The organism is Bacillus sp. FSL R10-2780 (assembly GCF_038006125.1).
In the GTDB taxonomy this organism is placed as follows: domain Bacteria; phylum Bacillota; class Bacilli; order Bacillales; family Bacillaceae_G; genus Bacillus_A; species Bacillus_A cereus_U.
In genome coordinates this window covers 1,247,534-1,261,057 of sequence record NZ_JBBOUQ010000001.1, presented here as the reverse complement: position 1 = coordinate 1,261,057, position 13,524 = coordinate 1,247,534, and the positions used below count along the sequence as shown (strand labels likewise).

Sequence of the window (13,524 nt, the reverse complement as noted above, 5' to 3'; positions counted from 1 at the left end):
TAATCATTTATTCTCGTTACAATATATCTTTTATTCTCAGAAAATCACAACAAAAAGACTTAGAGAAACTACCTATACTTTGGATACTTAAAGTACCACGAACCTTGCGATTTTTAGTGGTACTCCGTATCCAACCTCACTTTCATCCCATGCCTAAAGGCAATGGGCTTTCTCGTTCGGAAAGGGCTGTAACAATTACACCCCTCCTGTTACTCTTTTCTCATCTTCACTTAAAAATATATTTTATTCTTTTCATTTCTATCACTCCGCTCGTACTAAGCTATTTTATAATTTCGATACCATATCCTCCTTTCCCTTCTAAAACGACAACCTAATTCATACATTCATGTTAAAATATAGAAAATAAGTTTTTTTATTATGGAGGTGTAAAATTCTTATGTATATTTTCATCGGTTTATCCCTCTTGCTCATTTTACTCATTTTTTTATTCGCAAAAAAATTCACACCAAACTCATTCATGATGACTAGTTTTAAAGGAAATAGCTTTACGACATTTTCAGTTGGTATATTAATCGCTGCCACACTCTCTCTTTCATACGGAATGTATCACGCTGCAACATATCAACCTAGATATTTAGATATTAAATTACAAAATCAAAATTTTACTGTTTTCGGTAATGTTGGTGAGTTTGGTTATTTTTCAGAAGAATTACTAAAAAAAGATACAGCAGTTGAACTGTATTTTGTCTCTTGGGAAACAATACAATTAAATAATCCAGAAATAATAGTAGACTACCCTTCAGGCAAACAGAAAACATGGAAGCCTAATATAACAATAATACCTACAAATAAATTACAAGAAGAACATAATATTAAAGAACTTTATCAACTCTCACCGTATTCCTTTGAAGAATCTGGAAAAATAATATTAACTATTAAAGAAAATAAAACATCTCATAAAAAGATTGCAATTAATGTGAAATAATTACAAATAAAATGTCCCTCCAACATAATGGAGGGACATTTTATTTACATATGTATTTAATATTATTATTTTGACTGTTCATTCAATGTCGCAATTATTTCATTGGCAGTATTCTTTCCGTTTCCAATACAAGCACCAATTCCTACACCGTAATATGAAGCTCCAGCTAAGTATACATTAGGATAAAGAGCGGCCAATTTTTCTTGTAATGATTGAACAGCTTGATTATGTTCTAAATGATATTTCGGCATTAAATCTTTCCAATTTGTAACTTCAATTACTTCTGGTTCACCTTGAATTCCAAGACTCTTTTCAATATCATATAAAGCTACTCGTACTAATTCCTCTTCACTATAACTTTTGATCGTTTCATATACTGGATTAGTGCTCTTATAAAACATTCTTACTAATAACTTTTGTTTACCCGATGTATGTTTCCACTTCCTGCTTGTCCATGTGCAAGCATCACAATGTAAATCACTGTTTTCCGTTACGATAAAACCTGTGCCGTCAGCCGGTAGTTGTTCATCTAGTATGTCAAAACCTAAGTAAATACTAATAAGAGATGAGTTTTTAAACTTATTAAACTGCTCATTTAACTCATTAGACTGTAATAAAGTTTGTGCGATATCATGTGGAGCTGCTAAAACGACATAGTCAGCTTGTATTGTCTCATGATTTGCAAAAGAAACCTCATACCGATCCCCTTTTTTACTTATCGATGTTGTTACAGCACCTTTTTTAATTACAGTCTCCGCCAGCACTTCTTCTAAGCGATTAATAATCGTAGATAGTCCACTTTTAAATGATACAAATTTTTTATTTCCTGCTGATTGAAATTGTTTTTTATTCCCTTCAAAACCTTTAATAATACTTCCGTATTTATTTTTATACTCAAGTAAATATGGTAACGTAGATGCCATTGTAAGCTCATTCAATTTACCGGAATATACACCTGAAAGCACAGGCGCAATTTGTCTTTCCACTAACTCTTTCCCTAAAAAGCTTTCTAAAAATACAGCAAGTGATGTATCCTTTGTAAACTCTTTATTTTTCGTAATAAAATCTTTTAAAGCAACGATTTTCCCTTTTTTTGAGACTAGCGTACTGCTAAATAATGATTCAACACTCATAGGAATCCCAAGTATAGTGTCAGCAGGAATTGGTTGTAATATATTATCAGAGTATATGTAAGAAATGCCTGTTTCGTTATATACCATTTCATTTTCTAAATTTAAATCTTTTACAAGCGGCAAAACATGTTCATTACGAGCTACGATAGAATCCGCTCCAGATTCCATAATAAAATCATTTTCTTCCACACTGTGGATTTTACCACCTAAATACTCTTCTTTCTCAATAAGGATTAAATTTAAATCTATATTATAATCCTTCTTTAATTTTTCTAAGTAAAACATAGTAGAAAGTCCAGTAATACCTCCACCGATGACAACGACTGTTTTCATATTTGCTGCGCTCCTAACCGATACATTTAATAAATCCTATTATATTATACCCAAAATCCCTCATATTCGACTAGCAGCTTGCGCATTCTGTAAGAAATTAGACAATATATATGAATAAAAAAGAACTATAACATATTCAACTCACGTCATAGTTCTTTCTATTTTAAAAACATAAACCAGTTTATTAATTTGTCAATTTCTTGGCTGAGTGCTATTACTTTTTCATATTGAAGTCCATAATTTGAGACTAGATTCAATAATTCTTCTTTTTTCAATTCAATTATTTTTTCTAACTTTACTAACTCCATGTCGTCTTTATTCGCTCCAATTTTAAAATATATGTACTTTAGTATAGCCTACTTACATAATAAGTAAAAGTCTCATACTAATGTAAAATCTTACATATTTGAAAAAATAATATATTACTAACAAAAAAAGAGACTTAAACTAAGTCCCTTATTACAGATCATTATAATTTTCTACCATATTTATTATGTAACACGTCCTTACAATCAGCCCACTTTGGAATCGTATCACTTTCCCAATTTGTAAATTCTAATTCATTCGCTATCTTTCTTGCTATTTTCATGGCTTGTAAATGGCTTCCATTACTACGATACTCTTTCATACATTCCTTATTCTCCCAAACCGTTAACGTCCAAAACGTATGCCATCCTTCTTTTGCAAATGAAGAATGTATTAAGCCATTCGCTTTATTCGCCTGTAATCCAGCTCTCGTTGTATATATAAAAAAGAACGGTAACATCCTTTTTCCTTTTAGACGCATTCTAGTAACAGAAATAAACATATTCTACATCCTCTCACGTAAAATATTATAAGTTATTACAAAAAACTTTCGTATTTTTATAAATATGTTACTGAAGCTTATGAATACTTGCCAATTACTATTAGTTAGAGACTTTTACTCATTAATATACAACAGAATTTCTCAAATGTTTTATCTTTATATTCTGGAACCCTTGTTAAGTGATCAAAATAACTATATGAAAATTTAAATATGTGCCCAAAATCCCAATTAAATTCACTGTAGTCTTTAAGCCAGAATGCATTATCTAGCGGAAGTGTATCAACTTGTTTTGCTTTTGTGAGCGGTAAACGATCTACAGGAGAATTCAATATTATTTGGGCATTCGGCATTAAATTGCGACTTTTTCTAAGTACATAAACTAGCTTTAATAGTGGTTTTATTCCTCGTTGAAATAATTCCATATGCCCTAAGTCATATAATACATTAATCGCATGTGAAAAGGTAAGCATATGGCCAATTAAATCGTGATGTGATTCCGCCTTATATATAACATGAAATTTTGATAACTCATTTAAAATAAATTTTGATAATTGCTTTGGGTTTTTAATTTCACTTTGAATCTCATCATTACTTATACTTAATTGCTTTACTTCTTTAGTTGTAAAACCAATCCAAGACCTACCGGGAATTGTTTTTTGAAACGATAATATAAGGTTTGCTATATTATTAATATCTTGCTCACTCCCCCAATGACTTAACTCCTTAATGGCTAGTAAACTTAAAGAAGCGTAAATTACATTATGACCAACCCAATGGAGTTCATCAATCGTTTGTTCCAAAGATTTGATTATCGTTTCTTCAGCACTTTGATAATTGACACCTTGTTTATTATCAATTGTTTCGCCTAACCTTTGCTTATGGAGCATCATTTTCGCTTGAGAATAAATGTTACAGGCAGTTTTTTCATCAATGTTATTGTTTTTAGTAAAAAAATAACTAGCAATTGCAGCTGCTCCGAAATGCGCATGCCAAATATCATTTGTTTCTTTTTTACACTGAGATATAATTGAAAGTCCATCTTTTAATACATTTATATTTCCCATTATTATTATCCCCTCTAAGCCCTAATAAAAATGGCTTTTTAGCATCTATAAAGTCGCCAAAAAGCCAGGTGAAAACTCTTGAAACATTCTTTGTTCATCTGAATTATTTTGTTTGATAGTCATGGCACTATCATATTTTTGTTTTTTTCTTTTGTCAAACTTCTTATTTTCTCTAACGTACAAAGTGAAAATCAAATGTGTATGTATTTATGGAAGGTTGATTAATTACAAGTGCGAAGTTTTACGTAATTCAAATTTTCTATTATGTTACCATTTATTTAGTTTATATCTCTATTTTTAGATAGCTACTATCTTAGCTTAACGAAGGTGTTAATACAAATAAGATGCGGTTCATTTCGTCACTCTTATTCAAAAATCTATGCTTCACGTTCGGTGGAATACGGACAACATCTCCTTCTTCTAAAAAATATTCATTCCCTTCCAATTCCACATACACTTCCCCTTTCATTACAACTGCAATTTCTTCCTTATCTTCGTGGGAATAGTGGCTTTCTGTTGTATTTGCATATCCATTTAAATCCATCATTAACATTTCAATACGAGCTTTCATAAAATCTGGTGTTAATACATCATAAACAATATGATCATTATTTTCTCGATATACTTTTTTCCGATCTTTCTTCTTAGAAATAAGCGAGTCTGTATCAATATCATTAATAAAAAGAGTAAATAGCGGTACATTTAATGCTTTCGCTATTAATTCCAATACATTTAAAGAAGGATTGGCATGTCCTCTTTCAATTTGACTAATAAGTGAAGTACTGATTCCTGCATAATCAGCAAATTCACGAATTGTCATATTATTTTTCTTACGATAACTTAAAACAGTTTGACCTAGTCGATAATGAATCATTTTTAAAACTTCCTTTCGTCCATCATAATACATCTTTCATCCCTTTTGTGCTGACATACTAAACAGTGGCAATTAATCCTTCCTTATTTCAGCTTAGGCTTATATACTAACTTTTGTACATTATATTATATACAGTTCATTATAATAAACAACAAAACGTAGGGACAAACTTTGAAATCACCTATTCTTTCATATTTCATCTTATTTTTCGGCGTGTTCGCCTTATCAACTTCAGCAATCTTCGTAAAAATAGCAGATGCCCCTGCAGCAATCACTGCTTTTTATCGATTATTGTTTGCTACGGTAATTCTTTTACCGTTTCTAATATTTAATACAAACAATCGAAGCGAACTTCGCTCATTATCAAAAAAGCAATGGGGATTTGGACTCTTATCTGGATTATTTCTAGCAACTCATTATGTCCTATGGTTTGAATCATTACAGTATACTTCTGTAGCAAGTTCTACAGTTATCGTAACGTTGCAACCTTTATTTTCAATGGTCGGTGGTTATTTTTTATTTAAGGAACGGTTTACGAAAGGTGCGATTATAGGCTGCCTTATTGCAATTTCAGGAAGTATCGTGATTGGGTGGCAAGATTTTCAAATCAGTGGCGAGGCTTTATACGGCGATATTTTAGCTTTTATTGCTGCTGGCGTCATAACAGCTTACTTTTTCATTAGTCAACATGTTCGTAAAGACCTATCCCTAATACCGTACTCGGTAATTAGTTATGGCAGCAGTTCACTCTTTCTCGGTATATTTGCTTACACACAGCAGTCATCTTTCTTCAATTACACTGCACAAACATGGTGGTCCTTTATAGGTCTTGCATTCATTGCAACGATTTTAGGACAAACAATTTTCAATTGGTTATTAAAATGGATGAGTGCTACGGTTATCTCGATGAGTATTTTGGGAGAAACAATTGGAACTTGTATGCTAGCCTATTTCATTTTAGATGAAACAATTTCTTTACAGCAAGGACTAGGAATTCTACTTATTTTCATTGGATTAGCATCATTTTTATTACAACCGAAACAATCAAATCACAATTTATAAAGTGAAACTTTAATCAGTGGGGGTTTTGTTCATCCCCCGCTGATTATTAGCCTTCACCAATCTGGCGTTTACGGGCAGTTGATCTCCCACCTAACTTCTTTGCTCCAGCCGAATTTTGAGGTGGGAGTTTTACTGCCCACAAATAGCGGGATAAACAAGAAAAGCATGGCATTAGTTTGCCATGCTTTTCTTGTTTATTTATTATTGTGGGGATTGTTCCACTTGCTTTTGCTTTAGCCTTTGCTCCAATACATGAATCATGAAGAGGAAATGCTCTGCCTCTCTTGTAACATGATCAGCAAGCAATGGATTAATAACACTTCGAATTTGGCATGTTTGAATTAACTCTAATCCTGCTTTTTTGAAATTCCTTAACTCAACAGTGGCGTTTTCACTATCTTTATTCATTTTCCCTATAATTGGATATGTCGGTTCTTTTTGATATAACATTGATTCAACATCTCTAGCTTGGTTAAGCAGAATTTCGAAATCATCACCGAATTTCAACGCTGTATGAACAAGATTTCTTTCCGATTGATCCAGTAATGATCCAATAAAACGTGAGTGTTCCATCATAATACGCAGCCAGAAAACATTCTCACTAATAATCGCATCTTGAATAGGATCCATTTTCCCTTCGTTAAACTTTTGAAGTGTCCGCATAAAATATTCTGCTTCTCGTGCAACATGATCCACTAAAAGTGGGAAATTAAACCCTTTCACTTTACAATTGATGATTAAAATAAGTAAATTTCTTTTATAATTACGAAAAGCATACACTAACTGAATGCTTTCTTCATTTAATTGCCTTACCGCTTGAACAGTTTGTGGAATAGTAAATGCTTTTTGCAGCTGCCTATCAAACTGATTATAAAATTGTTCTACCTGCTGAATTAAATTTTTATCGTTACGGTTAAATCCCTCACCAAGAAACAAAGCATGCTCTTTCATAATACGTAACCAAAATCTATTTTCAGTTATAGATCGTTCAATAAATAATTGTTCTGTTAATGATTCAGGTGGAGCTGCTTTCAATTCCGGTGGCAACAGCATAGCCCGCTGTGGGTCCATAATAAAATGTCCAGGAATAGGTTGGTCTGTCGACATTACAATCACTCCTTGTTCCTTGAATGCGCAATTATGCTATGTATGAAAATAAATAAAATTTAAATATACTTATGCGATGGTTTTTTCAAGGTTTTTGAATTTTCCACATATGCATTCCCCTTGCACATAGAAATAGATTCTATTAAGTCATATGCTTTCCGGATCAAGATGATTCCTAATGCTTCACCCGTTAAAACATCCGTTAAATAAAAATTGCTCTTTATTTTTAACAAACTAAAAAAGCATGGCGTCCTTTTGCCATACTTTTTTCAAAACAAATCGATATTTCCGTTCAATTTACACCTCTATTTATTATGTACAATCAAACCATTTGGTCTAAAACGACTCATCATGATTTCGTTAACAAATTTCCCATGAGCCTTCAAATTCCCAACCTTTACACCCTCTTCGGTAAATCCAAATTTTTCATATAATACTTTGGCTCTAGGATTCGTTTCTAATACACCAAGCTCCACTCGCTCTAACATTAGCCAATTATCAGCTAAATCAAGCATTTTTGTAAGAAGTGCTTTTCCAATTCCCTTATTGTGATATTCACTATCTACTCCGATGAATAAATCACCCGAGTGAGATCTTCGTCCTGGACTTTGGGTTAAACCGACAAATCCAACAACTTCTCCATCATATTCTGCTACAAATTCAAATTGATTCTGTGCTAAATTTCGAATTCTATTCTCCATTGCATCTACACGCATACTAGGTAGGAAAACCATATATGGTAAAACATCATCTTGAATGCATATACGATGAATTGCTCTAGCATCCTGTGTTTCTACTGCTCTAACGTTAATCCGCATCTTTCTCCCCTCCATTCAATTATCATATTCTAATATCCAATATTAAAATCCTGTCTACCCTTATTTCTTTGTGTTATTTTTATATAATTATTTCGATATAATATTCATTTTTTGAACATCATCTCTTATATTCTCTCGTTCAAAATAAAAAAAACACTTAGAAGATACTAAGTGTTTTTTTGTTTAATTTTTCACCCGATTATACAACTCAAGCAATTCTTCTACTGGAATACCGTTTATTTTCATACCAGTTATATTACAATTTTCTATCTCAACGTTTTTAAGATTACTGTTACTTATTGTACATCCTTCCAAATCACATCTATCAAATAAAATAGGTTCCTTTTCCGCTCCAAGATTTGTATTCTTGAATTGAACTCCACCTAAAGTCACCAAATTAAATTTACTGCCCGAAAGATTTAAATCTGCATATGAGGAGTTCCTTAAATTTATATTTTTAAACTTTGATTGACTTAAATTACAATTACTCATATTAATATTCATTACATTGCTATAAACAAATGAGCTATCTTTTAAATTCACTTGATAATACTCTGAATTTGCCAAATTACAGTTTTCATATCGCCCAGTTTTCATATCATTATTATTAACTAAGTTCTCTTCGCTTGAAGCTGTCTTTATTCTCTTCACATAACAATATTCATCTTCCGTTTCAAAAATCGTTTCAAAGCCCATTTTTTTATAAAAATGATGATTATTAATTTGTCTGCTAGACGTCTCAAGATCCCAAATTCTTACGCTTGGAAACTCTTCTTCTATAAAATCAATAACCTGTGATCCAATCCCTTTTCCTTGATGTTTAGGATCTACAAATATACGATCAATTCTACCGTAAGACTTACCAGAAATCGTAACTATAATTCCACCGACAATTTCTTCGTCCATTATCACTTTAAAATAATCCAATTCTTCGATCGAATACATAGTCATCTCAATTGAAGAATATCCTGGTGGTTGAATGTTATAATCTATTACACCCTCTTGGCCACATAGCCATTGTTTTGCTTCTTCATCGAATGTTCTTTTCATTATTTCTGTCAACTTTTCGGCATCTAAGATTGTAGCTTTTTCAATAAATATCATAGCCATTTTGAATCCCCCTTAATATCATCTAGAAATAATTATAAAATAAAGAACATTAAAATAAAACATTTAATATCTACTAATTGATTTAATACAATTAGACCTACATTACATAAAAACTCTAAATCGTGAGCATTAATAAAAGTCCACGATTTAGAGCTTTTATATATTTTTTGTCGTTTCTTCGTTATGCACCTTCCGTACCATAATCTTCAATTGTTAACTTCACATTATATTTGATTGGAGTTTTACTAAATACTTTATCCCAATCCTTTTCAACTTTCTTCCATACTTTTGGATACTCGATTTTCAAACTAGTATTAAAGCCAGCAACGTCAGTTTTATATTCCTTTTGAATTTTCTGTAATGTACGGTGCACTAATCGCTTCACTTCTTGCTCCGCTTCTTGCTCCACTCTTTTGAGAAATGCGTTTTTAAAAGCTCCCTCGGATTCCGCCCAACTTTCAGATAATCGCCCCACAGACTGAACATTTACATCAAAAGAAATTTTATCTCCTTTTACATGGGGCGTAATTTTACTTTTCATAGTTTTTACTTCATACATAACTAATTTTCCCGTCTTTTTATCATAACTTTTCACCAAGCCACTTTTCCCTTTTGCAGTTATCCACATTAGTCCTTCTAATTCATTCTCGTTCAAAAAACCACGGAGTTTTTTTGTACTCCCTTTCATAACAGCTGCACCTACATATTTCACTTCTCCGTTTATAGAAATCACATTCGGTAAAAGAAAACTCGCGCCAGATTTCACCTTTCCTGGTAGTTTAGCAAGCGGCATCGGTGGTAAAATTCGTGAGGATCTATATTGATTATCCTCGATATCAATCAAGCGAAATGCTGGAATTTCCCCTGGTTCTTTTGATTGTAACGCATCACTAGCTAGCCCTTTACTAACCATAATAAAACAACTAGGTCTCATCTCATTATCACGAACGTAGATGTCCAATAACTGCGTTAAATTATATGTTCGGGCGATACTTTCACTAACAACTATTACTTTCGTATGATGAAAAATGATAGGCCTTTGCCTTCTTAATGCAACTTCACGTATTGATTGATGAAGAGAATCTCCTGTTTCTGCAACATTCATATAAGCTTTTTGTTGTGATACTCCACCTTTCCCTCCGTCTGATGATGATTGTGCTTTAACAAATTGATAGGTGGTTGTTATTAAATTCTTCTTTTTATATCCGCCGCCCTTTTCTTCAATTTCTTTCTCAATCTTTGTTTCCTTTTCTTTATCTATTGCTAAACCTACGGCGAAACCTAACTCCTCAATTTCATGACTACTCCAACATCCTGTAAGTAATAAGAGAAAAACTATTGACGTTATTCTTATAATAATTTTTCTACCTTTAACATTTTGGTTCATGCCTTTTTTTCCTCCCCTTCGAAATCATAAGGAGAAGAAACGGAAGAATACCAAATAAAATTATTGCTGCGTTACTAATTAAATTTCCAAATTCAAATAACTCATTTATGTTTTTTGGAATTGCGGCAACGATATATATGACTGGGAGTAATCCATACAAGAAGAAATGAATATTTTTATTAAAAAGCTGCGCTAACCCTAAAGCAGCTGCATAATAACAAATCGTATATGTTGCAAAGATTTGCATAATCCATATCACTAATAGCAAAGATTCGAACCGTTCAAAAATTAAACCTTGAATTTCAAAACTTCTCATAAGATCAATTGTAGGCCATGTTCTCATCAATACCCCATCGATAGAAAATGCACCAATAACCATTACAACTGTAATGACATAAAAAAGTAAAGGAATCATAGTGCCAATTATTACAACCCTTACACCTTGAGATGGCTTCTTCATAAAGGCTAAAAGTAACAACATAATTTCAGCACCCGAATATGCCATAGTTGTTGTTTTTAGGCCTTTTAATGCCGGAACAATCCCTAATCCTAATACAGGACGAAGATTATCGAGTTCAAATATTCCTATACTCATAAAAGATGTCACTAAGAAAATAAAAACTGTAATTGGAAAAATAATTTCAAATAAACGTGCTATCGCATTTATTCCACCTAAATTTAGATATAGACATATCCACATAAACGGCATAATAATAGCCCAGTCAGGTGTACCTTCTAGTAGAAAGAAACTTGTTATACCTTCCAACGATCTAAGTTCAAATGACGAAAGTGTTAAAAAGTAACCGATAATCAATAAACTAATTAACACCCCAAGCCATTTCCCTACAAGTTCTTGGCTGTATTGATAAAATGTTTTTTCAGGAAATTGTTGACTTAACTTCACGATAATTATGCCTGCAACTATCGCAATTAATCCTCCTAAAATAACCGTTATCCAAACATCAGGTGTATGCACTTTCTCAGCTGCTGTTCTAGGTAAAGTGAGAATTCCGATAGCAAGTATATAATTGATAAGAATAACAGCTGCTTGTGAAGTAGGAATTTTATCCTTTGAGTTAGTAATCATTCTTCTTCACTTCCTTTCCGTACATAGTCTTTTAAATTCAACATTTTGGGACGTCGCTTCATCATCTGTATTGGCATACGAACGATAAAGTCCTTCCAATCACTAAATTGATATAAGACAGCCGGGCTAGCATAAGGTACACCAAAACTTTTAAGCCTTGCAATATGACTGCATATAAAGAGGAAAAACAGAATAACTCCATATAATCCAAATATTGCGGCGGAAAACATTGCTACAAAGCGAAGAATACGTAATGGAATTGCTGTACTATAATGCGAAAGTGCAAAAGAAGAAATAGCTGTGGCCGCCACAACAATTACCATTATTGGACTCACAATTCCAGCTGATACAGCTGATTGCCCAATGATTAATCCTCCTACAATTCCCATCGCTGAACCAATAGGCTTAGGTAGTCGTAGCCCTGCTTCTCGTAAAATTTCAATTGCAATTTCCATAAATAATCCTTCTATAATTGCAGGAAACGGGACGCCTTCTCGCCCTCCTATAATTGAAATGGCTAACTTAGTTGGAATCAATCCAGGATGGAATGAAATAAATGAAATGTACAGAGCGGGAGCAAATAGAGAAATAATAGCCGTTCCAAAGCGCAATAACCGAATCAGCGTACCTGGTATCCAGCGTTCATAATAATCTTCGGGTGATTGCATCATCATACTAAATGTAACCGGAACAATTAATACAAAAGGTGTTCCATCTAATAAAATTGCAACCCTTCCTTCCATTAATGCAGCGATAACTTTATCAGGACGTTCCGTACTCTGTACTTGCGGGAAAGGACTAAGATAATTATCTTCAATAAGTTGTTCTATATAACCTGATTCTGGCACATTATCAATATTAATTTTCTCAATTCTCTTCTTAACTTCTTCTACTAATTCTGGATCAGCAATCTCTTTCATAAAGGCAACAACCAAGTCTTTCTTAGCCCGTTCTCCTACATGAAATTTCACTAATGATAATCCTTCATTTTCACCGTGTAACCGTAACAAAGCAGTATTGTCCGACAAAATTTCTGTGAAACCTACCCGTGGACCTCTGACCGACCCTTCTGATACTGGCTCTTCAACATTACGTGTTTTTCCTTTTTTTGTATTAAGTATGAAAACATCTGATAATCCATCAATTAATAATGCCGTTGAACCCATTAACACCTTTGACATCATTTTTTGCACAGATTGTACTTCTTCCACTCCACTAATAGGAAGAACTCGGTTTTTAATAAACTCTTTTGAAACACTATCTTTCATATTAGATGATTCATCTTTATACTCATCAGGAAAATTACACATTAATGATTTCATAATGTGCATATCAATAAGATCTTTATCTGACAGCCCTTCTACAAAAACAAGAACTGCCCTGATGCTAGTCCCGCCGATATTAAACTCTCGACAATAAACGTCCGAATTATCAAGAGCCTCTTTTTTTATTACCTCTAAATCTAAGTTGAAATCACCTGTAAAATAGGCTTCAGGAACTTTAGTAGGCTCATCTTCATATGTATTACTTTGATTTTTACTTTGATTAACCATTGAATCTTGAGCTTTCACCTTCATCACTCTTTCTCCAAAAAATCTTCTTATACCATTCTTCTTTACATATCAATATTTGTTTTCACTTGGATGTAGTTCGTTATATTATTCTTTTTCTAATGCGCGAATCCAACTAAAAAATCTTGAAATTATATATGGAATGAACAGTACGATAAAGGCTTGTATAAAAACTTTCCACTCAGGTACATACGAAACAATCGTGTCCCACATTTTAATCATCC

Annotated in this window: 13 protein-coding genes; 2 read left to right on the top strand and 11 right to left on the bottom strand. The window is 32.8% G+C overall.

Features of this window, described 5'->3' with window-relative positions:
• The first annotated feature begins 397 nt into the window (after window positions 1–397).
• A complete protein-coding gene (locus NSQ47_RS06600; RefSeq protein WP_078181906.1) occupies window positions 398–946 on the top strand; it encodes a hypothetical protein in 549 nt (182 codons plus the stop codon).
• A 65-nt stretch (window positions 947–1,011) separates the two neighbouring features.
• On the opposite strand, the gene NSQ47_RS06595 is transcribed toward NSQ47_RS06600, so the two are convergent.
• The 5 genes from NSQ47_RS06595 to NSQ47_RS06575 form a co-directional block, all read right to left on the bottom strand.
• On the bottom strand, window positions 1,012–2,412 hold the full coding sequence (locus NSQ47_RS06595; protein ID WP_341036404.1) for a protoporphyrinogen oxidase: 1,401 nt from the start codon (window positions 2,410–2,412) through the stop codon (window positions 1,012–1,014).
• A gap of 158 nt (window positions 2,413–2,570) precedes the next feature.
• Window positions 2,571–2,720: an aspartyl-phosphate phosphatase Spo0E family protein gene (locus NSQ47_RS06590; RefSeq protein WP_341036403.1), complete on the bottom strand. Its 150-nt coding sequence runs from the start codon at window positions 2,718–2,720 to the stop codon at window positions 2,571–2,573.
• Window positions 2,721–2,881: 161 nt separating this feature from the next.
• Complete coding sequence (locus NSQ47_RS06585) at window positions 2,882–3,220, bottom strand: hypothetical protein (RefSeq protein WP_002109886.1); 339 nt, start codon at window positions 3,218–3,220, stop codon at window positions 2,882–2,884.
• A gap of 104 nt (window positions 3,221–3,324) precedes the next feature.
• A complete protein-coding gene (locus tag NSQ47_RS06580; RefSeq protein WP_002157861.1) occupies window positions 3,325–4,284 on the bottom strand; it encodes a hypothetical protein in 960 nt (319 codons plus the stop codon).
• A gap of 313 nt (window positions 4,285–4,597) precedes the next feature.
• Window positions 4,598–5,191, bottom strand: a complete 594-nt coding sequence (locus NSQ47_RS06575; RefSeq protein ID WP_033710369.1) for a helix-turn-helix domain-containing protein — start codon at window positions 5,189–5,191, stop codon at window positions 4,598–4,600.
• Between the two features lie 138 nt (window positions 5,192–5,329).
• On the opposite strand from NSQ47_RS06575, the gene NSQ47_RS06570 reads away from it, so the two are divergent.
• Window positions 5,330–6,220 (top strand): DMT family transporter, encoded by an 891-nt coding sequence (locus NSQ47_RS06570; RefSeq protein ID WP_246908466.1) that lies wholly within the window; start codon window positions 5,330–5,332, stop codon window positions 6,218–6,220.
• 201 nt (window positions 6,221–6,421) lie between these two features.
• Here NSQ47_RS06570 and NSQ47_RS06565 read toward each other — a convergent pair whose 3' ends face one another.
• From NSQ47_RS06565 to NSQ47_RS06540, 6 genes are all read right to left on the bottom strand, one after another.
• Entirely contained in the window at window positions 6,422–7,327 is a 906-nt protein-coding gene (locus NSQ47_RS06565) for a DUF2935 domain-containing protein (protein WP_002109881.1), read from the bottom strand.
• Between the two features lie 305 nt (window positions 7,328–7,632).
• Window positions 7,633–8,145 (bottom strand): GNAT family N-acetyltransferase, encoded by a 513-nt coding sequence (locus NSQ47_RS06560; protein WP_341036402.1) that lies wholly within the window; start codon window positions 8,143–8,145, stop codon window positions 7,633–7,635.
• Between the two features lie 183 nt (window positions 8,146–8,328).
• The gene (locus NSQ47_RS06555; RefSeq protein ID WP_341036401.1) at window positions 8,329–9,255 is read right to left on the bottom strand and encodes a GNAT family N-acetyltransferase; all 927 of its coding nucleotides are present in this window, start codon (window positions 9,253–9,255) and stop codon (window positions 8,329–8,331) included.
• A gap of 181 nt (window positions 9,256–9,436) precedes the next feature.
• On the bottom strand, window positions 9,437–10,642 hold the full coding sequence (locus NSQ47_RS06550; protein WP_341036399.1) for a Ger(x)C family spore germination protein: 1,206 nt from the start codon (window positions 10,640–10,642) through the stop codon (window positions 9,437–9,439).
• Window positions 10,626–11,729, bottom strand: a complete 1,104-nt coding sequence (locus NSQ47_RS06545) for a spore germination protein (RefSeq protein WP_341036398.1) — start codon at window positions 11,727–11,729, stop codon at window positions 10,626–10,628. Before NSQ47_RS06545 ends, NSQ47_RS06550 begins: the two co-directional genes overlap by 17 nt.
• A complete protein-coding gene (locus NSQ47_RS06540) occupies window positions 11,726–13,306 on the bottom strand; it encodes a spore germination protein (protein WP_341036396.1) in 1,581 nt (526 codons plus the stop codon). The genes NSQ47_RS06545 and NSQ47_RS06540 overlap by 4 nt, the downstream gene beginning before the upstream one ends.
• Window positions 13,307–13,524 lie beyond the last annotated feature (218 nt).